A 17,135-nucleotide genomic window follows, 5' to 3' on the forward strand; every position below is an offset into this window, starting at 1 on the left:
CAAGGACAAACGGCGGATCGCTGCGCGTTCCGCCCTACGGAGGCCCCCATCCCCCGCAAACTCCTTGAAAAACCCTCCCGCCGCGAACGCGACGACCGCATCCGGCGCAAGAAGGCGGACGATCCCTGGAACGGCGACCGCAAGGCGCACCTCGCCTGGTTTTGCAGCGTCCTCCATTACGAGGCCAAGGTCATGGGCTTTGAATGGTTCAGGAACCGCATGGCGGAGCGCAACTGGCAGCTCCGCGAAGGGCTGACCGAGGAGGCGTTCTGGACCCTCCACGCCGCGCAGGGCAAATGGCTGCTCGAAGAATGGGGCTACGAGGCCAAAGGCCCGCCCAAGGTCCCCGGCTAACCGTTCAGCACACCGATCGAAGGCAGCCCCCGCTGCCGCCCGGCATCATCCATGCCGTAGCCCACAAGAAACGCATCCCCCGGCGCATCGAAGAGGGCATACTCCGCCTCGATAGGCACGGCGCGCTCCTTGTCCTTGCGCACGGCAACAGCCACAGCGACCCGGCCAGCCTCCCGCTCGCGCAGCATGTTCCGCGCATGTGCCAGCGAGCGGCCTGAATCGAGGACATCATCCACGAGAAGGACCGACCGTCCTTTAAGGTCCAGCGTGAAATCCTTCACCACACGGACGAGGCCAGAGCTTTCCTTCGCTGCACCATAGGACGCAAGCTGAACAAAATCGACCTCCGGGTCGGCGCCAGCCTTTTGCAGGGCACGGATGAGGTCCGCGCCAAAGATGAACCCTCCGGTGAGGATCGGAACGATCGTGAAATCGCTCCCAAGGTCGGCGGCAATCTCGCGGGCGAGGGCATCCATCCGCCCTGCAATGGCGGCTTCGTCGAACAGCGTATCCATCCCGCCCCTTAAGACAGGCGGGGAGAGGGCGCTAGACCGCGTCCTCGGGATCGTCGCCCGGCTCGAACTTGTCCGCGCTCCGCCGCTCCGGCCTATGCTGGCCATAGGGGCCGTAGCTGTCCTTGTCCTGATCGCGCAGCTTATCGGCTTCCTCGCTGCGGTCCTCGTCACGTTCGCTCATGGGCACCTCCAGCCCACCAACACGCAGTTTCTGCAAAGGTGCTGCGAAAGAGAATTGTCGGTCCTTCGCGAAGCGTCGTAGCGTCGCATCAATTGCTAAAGGAGGGACGACATGAAGCCCGGAATAGCGTTTTGGATCGTTGGTATCCTTGCCCTGCTGTTCAACAGCTACGGCGTTTACGACTACATCATGACCGTCAGTAACACCGAGGCACACCTCGCAGCCTATCCGCCAGAGCAGGTGGAGTACTGGCTCGGCATGCCCGCCTGGCGTACCGGCCTCTGGGCCATCGGCGTGTTCTCAGGCGTGATCGCTTCGGTCCTGTATCTCGCAAAGAAATCGTGGGCCGTCCCCGTTTTCGCGATTGGGCCGGTGGTGTTTCTGCTGAACCTCGTCGCGAGCCTTTTCGACGGAGGACCCTCGATCATGGGCGCGGCGTACTACATCGCCAGCCTCGTGATCCTCGCCATCATCACATTCTTCTGGTGGTTCGCGCGTAGGCAGCGCGCCGCCGGTGTCCTCAGCTAACCACAGGGAAGAGAGACCATGGGTATCGTAAGTGAATTCAAGGAATTCGCCGTCAAGGGCAATGTCGTGGACCTCGCGGTCGGCGTCATCATCGGCGGCGCATTCGGCACCATCGTGAAGTCGCTGGTCAGCGACATCATCATGCCGCCGATCGGCTATCTGATGGGCGGGGTCGATTTCTCGGACCTGTATATCAACCTCAAGCCCGACAGCGTCGCGAGCTCGCTCGAGCAGGCGAGGGAACTGGGCGAGCCCGCGGTGGCCTATGGCCTCTTCATCAACAACGTCATCTCGTTCCTCATCGTCGCGTGGGCCGTGTTCCTGCTCGTGAAGGGCATGAACAGCCTGCAGCGCCAAGCCGAGGAAGAGCCCGCGGCGGAGGAAACCCCTGTCGAGGCACCGAAGGACATCCAGCTCCTTGAGGAGATCAGGGACGCGCTGAAAGCCCGGAACGCCTAACTCTCCATGGAACTACCTGGCCGCTTCGCATTCCTGTGCGCCCTTGCGGCCGGGACGTTCGCTCTCGCGGTCATGACGCTCCTCGGAGCGTTATGGCCCGAAGCTCCCAGCGACGAAGCCAGAGCAGAGCTTGCCTTCGCCCTGACGAAATCAGGCTTGGCCTTCTTTGCTGCCATCATGCTACTGACGGGGAAGCTGATCGCGGAACGCATCGACGCTCCTGGCGATGTCCTCAGGGCTTTCGACATCGGATCCGCGCTCGTTTTCGCCGGAGGGTTCTTCGGCGCCGGGATCAAGATCAACTTCGCACTCAACCATTGGTTTGAAGTTCCTCCTACCATGGGTGGAGGCGACATCGCCTTCATCAGACTGCTTGTTTTGACACCGTTTTTCGCGCTGCTGATCACTTGCGCTGCAGCCGTAGCGGTCCTGTTGCGAAGGCGCTTCCGGAGGCGTTGATCGCAAGGGAATCCGGGGCTAAGCGCGCGCATGGACCAACAGCACGCCGCCGAACACCATGAGCGCATCCTGATTGTCGACTTCGGCTCTCAGGTCACCCAGCTCATCGCCCGCCGCCTCCGTGAGGATGGCATCTATTGCGAGATTCATCCGTATACGAAGACTGACGATGCCTTCGTGAAGGACTTCGGTCCGAAGGGAATCATCCTCTCGGGCGGGCCGAATTCCGTGACGAGCGCCGACAGGCCCAACGTTTCGGGGCTCCTGAACTTCGGCGTTCCCGTCCTCGGCATCTGCTACGGCCAGCAGGTCATGGTGGCGGAGCTTGGCGGCGAGGTCGAAGTCTCTGGCGAGCGCGAGTTCGGCCGCGCAGAGGTTCGTGCCCTTGCTCCGAGCGCGCTCTTCCAGGGCACATGGGCCACCGGCGGCACCTATCCCGTGTGGATGAGCCACGGCGACCGCGTCATCAGCCTGCCTGAGGGCTTCTCAGCTGTCGGCGTGAGCGAGAACGCTCCGTTCGCGGTCATTGCCGACGAGGTTCGTAATTTCTTCGGCGTCCAGTTCCACCCTGAGGTTGTCCATACCCTCGACGGCGCAAGGCTCCTCTCCAACTTCACCAAGAAGATCTGTGGTCTGACCGGTGACTGGACGATGGCCGCCTTCCGCGACGAGATGATCGCCAAGATCCGCGAGCAGGTCGGCGATGGCCGCGTGATCTGTGGCCTCTCCGGCGGTGTCGACAGCGCAGTGGCCGCCGTCCTGATCCACGAGGCGATCGGCGACCAGCTCACCTGCGTCTTCGTCGATACCGGCCTCATGCGGATGAATGAGGGCAAGGAAGTCGTCGAGCTCTTCCGGAACAGCTACAACATCCCGCTCATCCACGTCGAAGCCGAAGAGATGTTCCTCAGTGAGCTGAACGGCGTCTCCGACCCTGAGAAGAAGCGCAAGATCATCGGCCGCCTTTTCGTTGAGATCTTCGAGAAGGAAGCGGGCAAGGTCGATAACGCCAAGTTCCTCGCCCAGGGCACGCTCTACCCCGACGTCATCGAGAGCGTCAGCGCCACCGGCGGCCCGTCTGTCACGATCAAGTCCCACCACAACGTCGGTGGCCTGCCCGAGCGTATGGGCCTCGACCTCGTCGAGCCGCTGCGAGAGCTCTTCAAGGACGAAGTCCGCGCCCTTGGTCGGGAACTCGGCCTGCCCGACGCCTTCGTCAGTAGGCACCCCTTCCCAGGGCCAGGCCTTGCCATTCGCATCCCCGGCGAGATCACCAAGGAAGGCGCAGACCTCCTCCGCAAGGCTGACAAGATCTACCTCGATGCCATCCGCGAAGAGGGCCTCTACAACGAGATCTGGCAGGCCTTCGCCGTGCTCCTTCCCGTCAGGACAGTCGGCGTGATGGGCGATGCCCGCACCTATGACCAGGTGCTGGGCCTCCGGGCTGTGACCTCCACCGACGGCATGACGGCGGACACCTATCCGTTCACGCATGATTTCCTGAGCCGCGTCTCGACGAAGATCATCAACAATTGCGTTGGCATCGGACGGGTGGTCTATGACATCACGTCCAAGCCTCCGGGCACCATCGAGTGGGAGTAACCGCCCGCTAGTCTGGCGCGATGTCGAAGTGCAGTACGTCCTCCCGGACGCCCAGCCTCGTATAAAGAGCGATCGCAGGCGGGTCTTCATAATCCGCCTGCACATAGATCACCCAGGCCCCCGCGGCCCTTGCCACGGGCTTCAGCCCTTCAATCAGAGCGGTCGCCGCGCCTTGTCGCCGGAAAGCGTCGAGCACCGCGAGGTCGTAGATATAGACCTCCGACCGCTCGAGCTCGAACTTCTGCAGGATGTAAGCGCTCAGCCCACCGATGATCGCACCATCTTTCTCGGCGACCATCATGATTAAACCAGGGTCACGCAGCCTCTCCGCGATCCATGCCTCGCTGACACCGCCCGGTGGGTAGTTCCCGTCATCCTCAAAGGCGATGCGGTAGACCTCGATCAAAGCGCGATAGGCGCCGATATCCCCTTCGCCGAGCCGCCTCACGCTGAGGCCATCGCCTTTTGCTGCCATTGCGGAGGCTCCTCGGTTGACAGGGCCGCTGGGGCAGGGCGACCCTTTTCCGATGAGTGATAGCACGCCGATCCTGCCCCAGACCACTGGCAAGACAGTGACCCAGCGCGTCGCGCTCTTCGCCGGGCCAGCGCTGTTCACCGTGCTCCTGCTCATCGGCGCACCGGAGGGTTTGAGCCGCGAAGGGTGGGTGGTCGTCGCGCTTTTGTCGCTGATGGCCGTGTGGTGGATCACCGAAGCGATCCCCATACCGATCACGTCACTCCTGCCGCTCGTCGTTCTGCCGATGTTCGGTGTGCGCACGATACAGGAGGCATCGACCCCCTACGCCGACCGGATCATCATGTTGCTGCTCGGCGGCTTCATCATCGCGAAGTCCGTCGAGCGCTGGCACCTGCATGAGCGTCTCGCCCTCCTGACCGTGAGGCGGGCAGGGGCGAAGCCAGAGGGCCTGGTGCTCGGCTTTCTCCTCGCCTCGGCGCTCCTCTCGGGCTGGATCAGCAACACAGCAACGTCGATCATGCTCATGCCCGTCGCGCTTTCGGTCGCCCAGAGCCTTGGCGCCAAGCCAAAAGCAGGGACCCCGCTCGCCGTCGCGCTCTGCCTCGCCGTCGCCTATGGGGCGTCGATTGGCGGTCTCGCTACGCCAGTCGGCACCCCGACCAACCTCATCGTCATCGGTGCGCTGGAGCAGGCCGGCGATGACAGGCTCGACTTCGCCCGCTGGATGATCTTCGGCGTACCGACGGTTCTCGTGCTCCTCCCGCTCGCATGGCTCGTCCTGACCAAGCTCTCAGGCCCCATCGGCAAGCCGGAAGGCAATCCTCAGGAGGTGGTGCGAGAGAGGCTCGCGGCCCTCGGCGCGTGGTCCACGCCCGAGATCAGGACGATGATCGTTTTCTCGATCATTGCGTTCTTCTGGATCTTCCGTCGCGCGTTCCTTCAGGACCTCAGCGTCTTCGGCTTTCAGCCCTTCGCCGGGCTCACCGACCATGTGATCGCCATAGCCGGTGCCATCGCCATGTTTCTTGTACCCGCAGGTTGCCCGAACGACCGGGGCGCCATGCTGCTCGATTGGCCCACTGCAAAGAACATCCCGTGGGATGTCGTCCTCCTCTTCGGCGGAGGTTTGAGCGTAGCCTCGGCCATGACGGCCACCGGGCTTGGCGGCTACATCGCTGGCGGCATGGGTGGCTTGATGAGCTTGCCCCAGCTCCTCGTGATCGGCGTCTTCGCTATCGCGGTGATCTTCTGGACCGAGGTCACGTCCAACGTCGCAACCGCTGCCGCGCTGATGCCCGTGGTCATCGCCATCGCGGCTGGGGCAGGGATCGACCCGGCAGGCCTCGCCATCCCGGTCGCGCTAGCCGCCTCGTGCGCCTTCATGTTCCCGATGGCGACCGCACCCAACGCCATCGCCTTCGCCAGCGGAGAGGTCTCCATAGCCCGCATGGCAAAGGTCGGTGTACGGCTTAATCTGCTGGCAGCCGTCGCCATCACGCTGATCGCAACCTTCCTGACCCCGCTGGTCCTAAGCTAGCGGCAGGTCATAGAGGTCGATTTTCAGGGACTGGTCCTCGTCCGCCACCCGGTCCGGCCGAGGCGCGTCATGTGCCACGACCAGTTGCCGCTTGCCGTCGCGCTCTAGGAACCCAATCCCCTCGGCATGATCTTTCCCGCGCAGGGTAGGCAGCCGTAGCACGGGCGTGATGTCCTGCTTGGTGACGACGTCCTGCTTTCGCGGCCAGTCGTTCACGGCGTAGACGGATTGCAGAGCCTCGAGATCTGTCGTCGCTCCAGAGAGGATGAGAAGCCGCTCATCCTTCTCGTCATAGAGGAGGTCGCGGATGCCCTGGCCATGAAGGTCCAGCGCGATCAGGCGATAGCGCGGACCGCCGCCCTGCCGCCGCGGCTTCAGCATGTCCTTCTTCGTGACCTTCACGTCGAGTGCGACGATGATGGCATGGCCGCCCAGGACAGGTCCGCGCAGGCCCAGCCAGACACTCGACCCCTGCGCAGCCAGCCCCTCAATATCGAAACCATTCTCCTTGCAGGGAATGTCCATATACGGACCAAGCAGCGGATCGTCCTTCAGCAGCTTTCGCAGATAGCCGCGATCTCCCTTGAACTTGAGATGCCTGCCACGCAGTTCCTGCTTCCCGAGGCGCTGGAGCCGGCCGACAGGCTCGACATTCTCGCCATCATCCAGCAGTGGGAGGTAGCCGAGGAAGGCACGGTTGGGGTCCCACGCGACATCCTGAAGCTTCGAGAAATCACCATCATCCGGCGTGTTGCGCTTGAGGCTGTGTGAGCCCGCAATCCAGAGCTTTCCGCCAGTCTCGGAGAGGCCTTCGATATCCATCTCTCCGTCCTCGCCATCGGGAAGGTCGAAGACGTCGCCCAGCTTGAAGCTTTGGTGATCCGTGAACGTCCCTGTTTCTGCGTCAAGGGTCAGGCGTTCAATGCTCGCCGTCTCGTCACAAGCGGCGAAAAGGTTGTTCCCGACAATGGCGATTGCAGAGATATCGCGGTGGATAGGGTCACCTACGTGTCCCAAATCTTCCTGAGCTTTGAATTTCAGCGTCAGTGTCTCGTCGGGCTGCCGCTCGTCGTGCGCCATCGGTCACCTCCATCGCTCTTGGGACTTAGCGCTGGCGTCCCGTGCGGCGAAAAGGCCGGGGTCTCCGGTCTCCTCGTCAGCGCTGTGGAGACATGCTATCGAGCCCCGAAAGTTCCCCGGGGAGGGTCCCAATGTCCACGTTTCTTCGCAAAGCGCCGCTCGCGGCGACCGTGATCGCGCTTTTGATCGTGATTGGCTTCCTGAGCCTGATCTATGGCTACCGCCTTGGGTTTTGGGGCCTCGGCGCGGTCTTTGGCGGGTTCAGCGGCTATCTCTGGCTTCCCGCGATTGGGGCCATCCTCGGCGTCGGCTCGGCCCTCGCTTTGTTCGTCCAGCGCAACGCGTTCGCCGGCATCGCGGCCCTCGCGGTCGGCGCGGCTGCGGCAGCCATCACCTACCTGCCGATCTACATGCGCGGTGAGGCATCGAAGGTGCCGCCGATCCACGACATCACCACGGACGTCAGCGATCCGCCCGCCTTTGTGGCCATCCTCGAAGAGCGCAAAGATGCCCCGAACCCGCCTGAGTATGACGACGGCCAAACCGAGCAGCAGCTCGAAGCCTATCCCGACATCAAACCGCTCGTCATGCCCAAGCCGCTCCCTGAAGCCTGGGACATCGCGATGGATGCCGTTCGCGCCGAAGGCCTCAAGATCAAGGCGGCTGTCCCGTCAGAAGGCCGGATCGAAGCCACCGAGACCGTGCCGCTCTTCGGCTTCAAGGACGACGTCGTCATCCGCCTGCGCGATGCCCATGGCCGCGCCACGGTGGTCGACATCCGTTCCAAGTCTCGCGTCGGCCAATCAGACCTCGGCTACAATGCGCGGCGGATCCGCAGCCTTCTCAATTTCATGCGCGACAAGGGCGGCGAGATCGAAGCGCCTACGCTAAAACTCGACGCCGAACCGGAACAGCAGGACATCTAAGTTCTCAGATTGAGAGCGATCAGGCCGCTGGGACGCTAGTCGTCCTGGCGTCGTTCCTGCTCGGCACGCGCCGCGCGTTCTTCGGCGTCTTTCTCTTCGCGCAGTGTACGGAAGATCTGGTCAGCGCGCATGGAGCGGCGATACTCGGTCGAGGCGAGCTGCTCCAGTAGTTCACGCGTTTTGGACCTAGAATCTGTCATCCCTGCTATCCCGAGCGAATTTCTTTACCGCCCGTTAAGACGAGGTCTGCGCCTCAAGACTTAACAGAAGGTGAACCGCGTCGCGGTCTCGATCAAGCTAGAATCCGGGTGTTGCCGATAGGACAAAGACCGCCCACGGATTTATCGAAAACACGACCGTGCGCGCTTACTCTGCGCGCACCTTGACGTAGCTTCCCGGCGCATCCTCGATCACTGACAGCTCGCCGTCACCGGGCACACGGGCAGGGACCTTGCCGCCTGAGCGCTCGGTCAGCCATTCGATCCAGTGGGGCCACCAGCTGTGCTCATGGAACTCAGCGCCAGCGACCCATTCCTCCATGGAGGCCGGCAGGTCGTCATTGGTGCGGAAGTGGTACTTCTTCTTGTCAGGATGGTTGATCACCCCGGCAATGTGCCCAGAGCCCGCGAGCATGTAGGTCACGTCTGGCCCGCCGAAGAGCTGAGCCGAGCGGAAGACCGAGCCCGGAGGCGCGATGTGATCCTTCTCGCCAGCCTGCATGAAGACCGGCGTCTCAACCTTCGAGAGGTCAATCGTCACGCCGTCGATCTCCAGCTCGCCGAGCGCCAGCTTGTTGTGCTGGTAGAACTCGCGAAGGTAGAAGAGGTGGCAGGCCTTGGTCATCCGTGTACTGTCGGCATTCCAGTGAAGGAGGTCGAACTTCTTCGCCTCCTTGCCCATGTAGTAATTGTCGACGAACGCTGACCAGATAAGGTCGTTCGGGCGCAGCATGTTGAAAGTGCGCGCCATAGCCGAGCCTTCCAGCACGCCGCCTGACGCGTCGATCTGCTTCTCCATGTTCTTCAGCTGCTTATCGTCCACGAAGAGGAGGAGGTCGCCCGCTTCGACGAAGTCCGTCTGCGCCGTAAAGAACGTCGCGGTGTTGATCCGCTCATCGCCTTGCTGCGCCATGTAGCCCAGCGTGGTGGCCAGCAGCGTGCCGCCGATGCAGTAGCCGATCGTATCGAACTTCTCCGCGCCCGTAGCCCGGGTCGCGGCTTCCAGCGCCTCGTAGACGCCCTGGCGCATATAGTCGGGGAAGCTCTTGTCCTTGAGCTCCGTGCCCGGATTGACCCAGCTCACGACGAAGACCGTACGGCCTTGCTCGACCAGCCAGCGGATGAAGCTGTTCTGCGCCTGCAAGTCGAGGATGTAGAACTTGTTGATCCACGGCGGGAAGATCACCATCGGGTTCTCAGCCACATGCTCCGTTGCCGGAGAATACTGGATGAGCTGCATCATCTCGTTCTGGTAGACGACCTTGCCCGGCGTCGTGGCGAGGTTCTCGCCCACCTTGAAGAAGTCGAGGTCAGCCTGCCTGATCGCAAGCTCGCCGTGGCCCCGTTCGAGGTCGGCCATGAAGTTCTCAAGGCCCTTGATAAAGTTCGCCCCTTGCGTCGCCATTGTCTCGTCAACGACGTCAGGGTTGAGGGCAGGGACGTTCGTCGGCGACATGGCCGAGAGGAACTGGTCCGCATGGAATTGCGCCCGGCGCTTGGTCGCCTCGTCGATGCCGTCAGCCGCGAGGATCGCGTCGTCCACCCACTTCGACAGGATGAGATAGCTCTGCTTGACGAAATCGAGGGCAGGGTTCTCCGTCCACGCATCATGCTTGAACCGGCGGTCAGAGGCCGACGGTTCAATCACGGGCGTGGTCTCGCTGCCGGTGAACTTGTCCGCCATTGTCGCGAACAGCTTCGTGTAATTGTCCCACAGGCTCATCTGCAGGCCCATCACCTTCATCGGATCCTGGGACAGAGCGGTCATGACGTCGGTGGTCGCGTCGGCAACGTTCAGCGGATCAGGGGTCGGCTCTGCGCCGCGACGGCCCCGCTGGACCTGCCGCTCGGTCGCGTCGCGCATGACGTCCTGCGCCTTGACGTTGATGTCGGCCATGGTCCGGGCAAACCGGGCCATGTCGGAATAGTCAGGGATCTTGGCATCGCCCGTGAACGGATTGTTCGGGAACTGAGTTTTGGCCTTGGCGGCCGTCACGTCCTTCAGCGGCGCTTCTTTCTTAGGAGCGGCCGATGCTGCTGGCGCTTTGGAAGCGGCCTTCTTCGCAGCTGCCTTCTTCACCGAGGCTTTCTTCGCAGGCGCCTTCTTCGCGGCCGTTTTCTTTGCAGCAGCCTTCTTGGCGGGTGCCTTCTTCGCAGCGGTTTTCTTCACCGGCGCTTTCTTGGCCGCTGTCTTCTTCGCAGGAGCCTTCTTCGCAGGAGCCTTGGCGGTCGGCGCGTCAGCGATCGCGCTGTCGTCCACGTCCGCGGCGGCCTTGATCGTGCGCGGCTTGGAAGGCGCGCGGGATGTCTTGGAGGCCCGGGTGCTCGTCTTGCGCTCGGTCTTGGACATCGTGAACCTCTCGTTAACGTCTTGGTCGCTTTCGCCAATCATGTTCAAAAGCGTGAAGCCTGCAAATGCAACCGGTAGGGACAGATGACCCGCGCGCCTTTCATTGTCGTTTCAGCCCTGGCACTCGCGGCCTGCGCCTCGAGCCAGCCGGTGAGCGAAGGGCAGGCGCAGATCGACGCCCGGGCGGCCGAGCTTCAAAAGTATGAGAAGTTCCCGGTCCTTGGCCCGCTCCCGTCGAGGAAAGACGTCATGGGGGACGGCATCCCGGAGAGCGCGGGTTCCGAGCTTCGCAGCGCAGCAAGCGAGCTTGTTTCGCTCCGAAACGCCGCGGGCGAGCGTCGCGGCGAACTGACGACCGATGAGACGGTCGCCGAGCTCCGCTCCATGGTCGCCATGCTCCGGGAAGGCCGCCAGCCCGCACCCCCTGAAGTCGACGTCGAGGCCCTGGCGTTCCCGACACCGCCGCCGCTGGACTAGGTGCTTGGCGGGTCATCCCAAGGTGGTTAGCCTCGCCAGATGATTTCGGTATTCGCTGCGATTTTCTCGCTTGCCGCTTCTGGTGAGGTTGCGACCGCTCCGCGCTTGGTCGGCGATTGGACTTGCACCGCTAAGGGCACCAGCGAAAGCTTTGTCTGGCGCGTTTCCGATGACGGCCCCGACGGGTTTCTTGTTGGGGAGGTTCAAGACGGCGATCGGCGCATGGCACTTGAGCTCTGGGCCTACGACGAGGATGGCCTGCTCGGCACGCGCCGACAGTTCGCGGACGGAGGAACGTCTCTCGCGATGGTCGTCACCGAACGAGATGGCGCTATTCTGCGCTCGCAAGGCGCGGCCGCTTTGGCGGATGGTAACACGGTCTCGCTCCGGCATACGCTGACCTGGCTCGGTGACGGCGAGCTGACCGCTCTCTGGGAGGTCGCCGACGGCGATGGCTTCAGGACCCATGCGGACGAAATATGCCGTCGAGGAAGCTAGCGTTTTTCCGAAGGCCAGACTGTCGGAATGACTTCGCTCAGGCCTGGAATGCCATCGCCGTTATCCCCATGAGGCCGGCGAGCAGAAGGCCGAATTGACCGGCAGAACCGGCTGCGGTCTTGACGAGCCCTGCGTCCCTGAACAGCGCCCGGTTGACGCCGAATATGATGTGCAGGGCCAACGCCACGATCGGGATGCTGTTGTACCGGTAGAGAAGCTGCGCAGTCTGGCGACCATTCTCCATAGTGAGGGCAACAGTATCAATCGCCACGCTCGTGATGGCGATAAAGCTCACGATGCTTGCGGTCAGGTAGAGAGCAATCCGTAGGCTGACGGCCAGCGAGAAGCGCGGCCCGAACCAAAGCCTCAGCGGCATCCACACCAACGCGAAGATGGTCGTGAGAAGATAGATCGGCGCGATGACCGAGAGCGTCTTCCAGACATCTCCCTCATTGACCGCCTCCGCCACCCTCAGGGCGAGGGCAGGGCCGATGAACGCCCCGTTCACTTCCACCGCCTCTTCGGGAACGATAACCGCGATCATCAACATGACGACGGTCGTGCAGAGGAGGAAGAAGACCCCCGGCCCCAGAAGCACGCCTTCACGGCCCTTAGGATCCTGCTCCTCGATCAGCGGCGCGACTTTCCAGGGCATGAGAAGGACGGCGACGAGTGTGGGCAGGACCGCGATGATCGCAAGGCCGAAATTGACGAGGATGCGGTCGATCGAGCCAACCGCATCCCGTTCTTCAAAGTCCTGAGGCTCAATCATGGGTCCGCCTCTCGGGTTCTCGGGGGTTAGTCCAGCATCTTTGCTCCGGAATACTCCCAGCTCCAAGGCATTCCGGTCTGACCCAGTGCCGAATCGACCAGCAGGTTGAAGCCCCGCTCGGCCCGGACGTCGTTGGCGAGGATCACGACGCACTCCTCCTGCTCGACAAGGCAGACGGCCATGTTGCCCGTGATGCCGTTGTGGCCGCCCTTGAAGACGAAGGTCCCCTGCGGGCCTTCACCGACGACGAGGCCGAGGCCAGCGGCGAGGCCGAGGATCTGCTGATCCTCAGGCGCGTCCTCCTGCATCAGCGGGAATTGCGACACCGTCCTGATCGGCAGGGACGGAGCGAAGAACTCCGTACACATCTCATCGGAAAGCTGCTCGCAGGTCACGATGGCCCGCCACAGCTTCGCCTGATCGGAGATCGTTGTATCCATCGAGCCTGAAGCCCGCACCTTGCTGCGGTCGTCGTGCTTCTCAGGCCTGCCTTCCTGATCCCAGCCATCGGCCAGGTTCTCGGCAAAGTCATCGCGCCAGATGAGGTCTGTCTTCGTCATGCCCAGCGTTTCGAAGATCCGGTCCCGCATCGCTTGGCCGACATCAATGCCGAGGCCCTGCTCGATCACGAACTGGAGGAGGATGAACCCGTCGCCTGAATAACTATACTGCGTACCCGGATCAAAATGGATGTCGACCGTGCCATTGTCCCACTGAAACTCGCCCTCCAGCGTCACGAAGTTGAAGTTCCTGAACCCGGTCGAGTGAGTCAGCACCATGCGCGGCGTGATCTGCCGCCAGCGCTCGTCACCCACCGTCTCCCAAGGGGCATGGGTCCGCCGGAACCCCTCATATTCGGGCAGGGGCTTTGGCAGAATCTCCGCAATCGGCTGGTCGAGGCCGAGCAGCCCCTCATCCGCAAGCTGCAGCACCAGATAGGCAAATGCCGTCTTGGTCAGCGAAGCGCCGTACATCACCGTGTCAGTGGTCAGCGGGTCGGCAGCCTCGTTCCGCTCACCCCGCGCAATGGTCAGGCTCTCACCTCCGCCGACCTTCGCAACGGCCAGCCCGCGGGCGCCTGTCACCTCCATGACCGTGGCCATGTCCTTCGATAGACCCGATCGCATCGCCTCTTTGCCGGAGGGGAGCCCCGAGCACGCTGACATGGCCACCGCTAAAGCGCTGCTCGCAACAAGAATCTTCAACAAATTCATGCCATTCCTCCGTGACCGCTAGGTGGGAACCCTTGCTCTGTCTTGCAAGACCGTCATCTGCTTGCCGCATATGCGAAATGCCTGTTATTGCGGGCGCAGCACAGGGGAGATGTCATGTCCAAGCTTCGCATCGCCGTAGGCGGCCTCGGCACCGTCGGCTCATCGCTGATCGAGTTGCTGATGGGCTCGGCCGACGTCGAGGTGGTCGCCGTATCCGCGCGCAGCAAGGGCCGCGAGCGTCCGGTCGACATCACCCCCTATGACTGGTTCGATGACCCCGTCGCCATGGCCCGCAGCGAAGGCAATGACATCTTCGTCGAGCTGATGGGCGGCTCGGACGGCGTCGCCAAGGCTTCCGTCGAAGCAGCCCTCGAAGCAGGCAAGCCCGTCGTTACCGCGAACAAGGCGCTGATCGCCACCCACGGCCTCGCCCTCGCCAAGCTGGCCGAGGAGAAAGGCGCCGCCCTCCGTTACGAAGCCGCCGTCGCAGGCGGCGTGCCGATCATCCGTGCCCTGCGCGATGGCCTGGCCCCCACCGACATCACCGCGATCAAGGGTGTCCTCAACGGCACCTGCAACTTCATGCTCGCCGAGATGGAGAAGGGTCGCTCCTACGATGACGCCCTCGAAGAGGCACAGCGCATCGGCTTTGCCGAAGCTGACCCCACCATGGACGTCGGCGGCATCGACGCCGCGCAGAAGCTGGCCATCCTCTCAGCCCTCGCCTTCGGCGTCCTGCCGAGCCTCGACGAGATGGACATCACCGGCATCGACGTTCTGTCCACGGAAGACATCGCCGCAGCCCTCGACCTCGGCCTGATCACCAAGCTCGTCGCCGAGGCGACCCGCAAGGACAATGGCATCGCCTTCACCGTCGGCCCCGCGCTCGTGCCGGAGACCGATCCCCTCGACATCGGCTCGGGCGGAGAGAACATCATCATCGCCGACGCCATCCCGCTCGGCCGCGTCGCGCTGTCAGGCCCGGGGGCAGGGGGCGGCGCCACCGCTTCGGCCGTCGCGGCGGACATCAACACCATCGCGAGGGGCTCCACCGGCCCTGTCTTCGCAAGGCCCGCCAGCGAGCTGACGGCCGAGGCGCCCAAGGCGTCAGGCCACGACCGCAACCTCTTCATCCGCGCCACCGTGGCGGACGGCCCCGGCATCCTGGCCGAGCTGACCCAGGCCTTAGGCCAAGAAAAGATCAGCGTCGAGACGATCCGCCAGCGTCCCTCCACCGCGCCAGAGCTTGAGGGCTTCATCGAAGTGGTCATCACCACCGCCCCCGCACCGCGCAGCATCATCCGACAGCTGAGCGAGACGCTCAGCAACCTCTCCGTGGTGCGTGAGCGCGCATCCGTATACCCCATTCTTGAAGAAGTGAGCGCCTGACCATGACCGACCAGAATACCTATCTCGACCGCATCCTGACCATCGAGCTTGGTCGCTGCACCGAGGCTGCTGCCGTTGCCGCCTCCACCATGATCGGCCGCGGTGACAAGGAAGCCGCCGACCAGGAAGCGGTGAACGCGCTCCGCAACGCCTTCAACAATCTCGACATTGACGGCACCATCGTCATCGGTGAGGGCGAGCGCGACGAGGCGCCGATGCTTTATATCGGTGAGAAGGTCGGCAAGGGCGGGCCGAAGATCGACATCGCCCTCGACCCGCTCGAGGGCACAACTCTCACCGCCAAGGCCATGTCCAACGCCCTCGCCGTGGTCGCCATGTCCACGGGCGGCGGCCTCCTCCACGCGCCTGACGTCTACATGCAGAAGATCGCCTGCGGCCCGGGTTACAAGGACGGCGTCATTGACCTCGATGCGCCTACGGAGGAAAACATCTTGAGCCTCGCCAAGGACAAAGGCGACAAGCCGGAGAACATCACCCTCTGCGTCCTCGACCGTCCGCGCCATGACGAGATCATCGCCGCGGCAAGGAAAGTTGGCGCGCGGGTCTTCCTCATCCCCGACGGCGACGTGGCCGGTGTCTTCCATACTACGGCCCCCGAAGAGAGCGGCATCGACATGTATATCGGCTCAGGCGGCGCCCCCGAAGGCGTCCTCGCCGCAGCCGCCCTCCGCTGCGTCGGTGGCCAGATGCAAAGCCGTCTCCTCTTCCGCAACGACGACGAACGCGGCCGCGCGGAAAAGGCAGGCATCACCGACCTCGACCGCAAATACGGCCTCATGGACATGGCCTCCGGCGACGTCATGTTCGCCGCAACCGGCGTCACCGACGGCACCATGCTCAAAGGCGTCCGCTGGAAAGGCAACACCGTCAGCACCCAGACGATGGTCATGCGGAGTAAGAGCGGCACGGTGCGGGTGATCGACGCCGTGTCGAAGGCGGACAGCTTCAACGCGGCTTATCGGGGTTAACTATCGATCCTGAGAGCAGTTGCAATCGCGTGCTCGTTGACGAATGAGATCGAAGATCCTTGTTTTTGATAGCTCAGTGCGGAGAGAATCTTTCCTCCCGCACTAGGCGTTCGATAGTGTTCCGAGCCGGCGTTGCCGACGACTAAGTAATCCGTATTGAAGGCCACATGGTTTTTGCATGTCGCCCCTAGGTCTTCCAACGCTTTTTCGATTGTTTTTCGGCTCCGGGGTGAGCACCAGAATTTGCCCGTAAGAACAAAAATCCGGTCTTCAATTTGGAGCTGTGCAGGATCACTGATGGAGCCGGGCGGAAGGTGAACATGCTCAAGTGCTGGAATACCAGTATTCGCGTAGGCGTCCCCGACGATTGCGGTGATCGCGGATTGAAGTCTAGCGGCGGAAGACCGTTCGTCCGATGTGGAAGGTAGTAGGCTATCAGCGAGTGGGGTGAGAATCTCTTGCGCAGATAGGCTGTTCGAAGACTGCCACCGCTTTCTTATCGCGGCTTGCTCGACAGAGGTGATAGTGTCGTCACAGTTCACTCCAGCGAGAAAACCGAGAAAACGGGTAAGTTCTTCCTCGTCGCTAGTGTTGAGTGTGTAAAAGCGCCTTTGCTCGCTTTCTATGAACAATCGAAGGTTTTGCAGTAGCTCATCATCGGAACAATCGTGCTCCGCGATTAGCTCAGAAGCGTCCTGATCCGAGCATCGTTTCAACAGCGCTTCCGCCTCAGCGAGAAGCGCTGCGCGCTCCCCGACCTCTATGCCATTGGAGCTTGCGACCCCCTCCATGAACCCAAACCAGAAGACCCGGTTCTTGGCTTCATTTTGCTGCGCATGAATGGTGTGCAAGGCTTTATCGTTTAAGGACATTTTGTACTCCTGAGTTCGCGAACCTAAGCCAAAGGAGATCGGTCGTGTCGAGACCTAAGAGCAGTGACCACTGGTGGAACCAACTTATCCCCACCTCCGCCCACCATGCTAAACCCGCCCCATCGCTCCGGGGGCGGAGGGTGGCTGGATCCGTCATCAGCATACCCCGGGGCACCGGTTGGTCTTCTGTGGGCTGATGAGCGGGAACGCTCCGGCCCCTGACGGCATCGGCAGGGT

20 protein-coding genes are annotated in these 17,135 nt (G+C 62.6%); 11 read left to right on the forward strand and 9 right to left on the reverse strand.

All coding sequences use genetic code 11. From position 1 onward, the window contains the following. Positions 1-192: 192 nt before the first annotated feature. Positions 193-354 (forward strand): hypothetical protein, encoded by a 162-nt coding sequence (locus tag HK107_RS09425; protein WP_173199097.1) that lies wholly within the window; start codon positions 193-195, stop codon positions 352-354. Here the strand turns inward: HK107_RS09425 and HK107_RS09430 are convergent. Then, positions 351-869: a phosphoribosyltransferase gene (locus tag HK107_RS09430; RefSeq protein ID WP_173199099.1), complete on the reverse strand. Its 519-nt coding sequence runs from the start codon at positions 867-869 to the stop codon at positions 351-353. The genes HK107_RS09425 and HK107_RS09430 overlap by 4 nt on opposite strands. A gap of 31 nt (positions 870-900) precedes the next feature. Further along, positions 901-1,050, reverse strand: coding sequence for a hypothetical protein (locus HK107_RS09435; protein WP_173199101.1), 150 nt, complete (start codon positions 1,048-1,050; stop codon positions 901-903). Positions 1,051-1,161: 111 nt separating this feature from the next. On the opposite strand from HK107_RS09435, the gene HK107_RS09440 reads away from it, so the two are divergent. From HK107_RS09440 to guaA, 4 genes are read left to right on the forward strand one after another with little or no spacing between them, the layout of a single operon-like run. Beyond that, positions 1,162-1,578, forward strand: coding sequence for a hypothetical protein (locus HK107_RS09440; RefSeq protein ID WP_173199103.1), 417 nt, complete (start codon positions 1,162-1,164; stop codon positions 1,576-1,578). Between the two features lie 18 nt (positions 1,579-1,596). Next, positions 1,597-2,037 (forward strand): large conductance mechanosensitive channel protein MscL, encoded by a 441-nt coding sequence (gene mscL / locus HK107_RS09445; RefSeq protein WP_198912382.1) that lies wholly within the window; start codon positions 1,597-1,599, stop codon positions 2,035-2,037. Between the two features lie 6 nt (positions 2,038-2,043). Then, entirely contained in the window at positions 2,044-2,496 is a 453-nt protein-coding gene (locus tag HK107_RS09450; protein ID WP_173199105.1) for a hypothetical protein, read from the forward strand. A 30-nt stretch (positions 2,497-2,526) separates the two neighbouring features. Further along, positions 2,527-4,098: a glutamine-hydrolyzing GMP synthase gene (gene guaA, locus HK107_RS09455; protein ID WP_173199107.1), complete on the forward strand. Its 1,572-nt coding sequence runs from the start codon at positions 2,527-2,529 to the stop codon at positions 4,096-4,098. A 7-nt stretch (positions 4,099-4,105) separates the two neighbouring features. On the opposite strand, the gene HK107_RS09460 is transcribed toward guaA, so the two are convergent. Continuing rightward, complete coding sequence (locus HK107_RS09460; protein ID WP_173199109.1) at positions 4,106-4,573, reverse strand: GNAT family N-acetyltransferase; 468 nt, start codon at positions 4,571-4,573, stop codon at positions 4,106-4,108. 52 nt (positions 4,574-4,625) lie between these two features. Between HK107_RS09460 and HK107_RS09465 the strand changes: the two genes are divergently transcribed. Next, a complete protein-coding gene (locus HK107_RS09465) occupies positions 4,626-6,113 on the forward strand; it encodes an SLC13 family permease (RefSeq protein WP_173199111.1) in 1,488 nt (495 codons plus the stop codon). On the opposite strand, the gene HK107_RS09470 is transcribed toward HK107_RS09465, so the two are convergent. Further along, the gene (locus tag HK107_RS09470; protein WP_173199114.1) at positions 6,105-7,193 is read right to left on the reverse strand and encodes a DUF3616 domain-containing protein; all 1,089 of its coding nucleotides are present in this window, start codon (positions 7,191-7,193) and stop codon (positions 6,105-6,107) included. The genes HK107_RS09465 and HK107_RS09470 overlap by 9 nt on opposite strands. 131 nt (positions 7,194-7,324) lie before the next feature. On the opposite strand from HK107_RS09470, the gene HK107_RS09475 reads away from it, so the two are divergent. Next, complete coding sequence (locus HK107_RS09475) at positions 7,325-8,119, forward strand: DUF1499 domain-containing protein (protein ID WP_173199116.1); 795 nt, start codon at positions 7,325-7,327, stop codon at positions 8,117-8,119. A gap of 35 nt (positions 8,120-8,154) precedes the next feature. On the opposite strand, the gene HK107_RS09480 is transcribed toward HK107_RS09475, so the two are convergent. Further along, positions 8,155-8,319 (reverse strand): hypothetical protein, encoded by a 165-nt coding sequence (locus tag HK107_RS09480; RefSeq protein WP_173199118.1) that lies wholly within the window; start codon positions 8,317-8,319, stop codon positions 8,155-8,157. A 166-nt stretch (positions 8,320-8,485) separates the two neighbouring features. After that, on the reverse strand, positions 8,486-10,687 hold the full coding sequence (locus tag HK107_RS09485) for a PHA/PHB synthase family protein (protein ID WP_173199120.1): 2,202 nt from the start codon (positions 10,685-10,687) through the stop codon (positions 8,486-8,488). 84 nt (positions 10,688-10,771) lie between these two features. On the opposite strand from HK107_RS09485, the gene HK107_RS09490 reads away from it, so the two are divergent. Then, the gene (locus HK107_RS09490; protein WP_173199122.1) at positions 10,772-11,164 is read left to right on the forward strand and encodes a hypothetical protein; all 393 of its coding nucleotides are present in this window, start codon (positions 10,772-10,774) and stop codon (positions 11,162-11,164) included. A gap of 39 nt (positions 11,165-11,203) precedes the next feature. Next, complete coding sequence (locus HK107_RS09495) at positions 11,204-11,662, forward strand: hypothetical protein (protein ID WP_173199124.1); 459 nt, start codon at positions 11,204-11,206, stop codon at positions 11,660-11,662. 37 nt (positions 11,663-11,699) lie between these two features. On the opposite strand, the gene HK107_RS09500 is transcribed toward HK107_RS09495, so the two are convergent. Beyond that, the gene (locus tag HK107_RS09500; RefSeq protein WP_173199126.1) at positions 11,700-12,434 is read right to left on the reverse strand and encodes a hypothetical protein; all 735 of its coding nucleotides are present in this window, start codon (positions 12,432-12,434) and stop codon (positions 11,700-11,702) included. A gap of 26 nt (positions 12,435-12,460) precedes the next feature. After that, entirely contained in the window at positions 12,461-13,537 is a 1,077-nt protein-coding gene (locus HK107_RS09505; RefSeq protein ID WP_198912383.1) for a serine hydrolase domain-containing protein, read from the reverse strand. Positions 13,538-13,762: 225 nt separating this feature from the next. On the opposite strand from HK107_RS09505, the gene HK107_RS09510 reads away from it, so the two are divergent. Both HK107_RS09510 and glpX read left to right on the forward strand, forming a co-directional pair. Continuing rightward, complete coding sequence (locus HK107_RS09510; RefSeq protein WP_173199129.1) at positions 13,763-15,037, forward strand: homoserine dehydrogenase; 1,275 nt, start codon at positions 13,763-13,765, stop codon at positions 15,035-15,037. Positions 15,038-15,039: 2 nt separating this feature from the next. Then, on the forward strand, positions 15,040-16,026 hold the full coding sequence (gene glpX / locus HK107_RS09515) for a class II fructose-bisphosphatase (protein ID WP_173199131.1): 987 nt from the start codon (positions 15,040-15,042) through the stop codon (positions 16,024-16,026). On the opposite strand, the gene HK107_RS09520 is transcribed toward glpX, so the two are convergent. After that, on the reverse strand, positions 16,023-16,898 hold the full coding sequence (locus tag HK107_RS09520; protein ID WP_173199133.1) for a BRCT domain-containing protein: 876 nt from the start codon (positions 16,896-16,898) through the stop codon (positions 16,023-16,025). The two genes, glpX and HK107_RS09520, sit on opposite strands and share 4 nt — an antisense overlap. Between the last annotated feature and the right edge of the window lie 237 nt (positions 16,899-17,135).

The organism is Parvularcula mediterranea (genome assembly GCF_013085255.1).
GTDB lineage: Bacteria > Pseudomonadota > Alphaproteobacteria > Caulobacterales > Parvularculaceae > Parvularcula > Parvularcula mediterranea.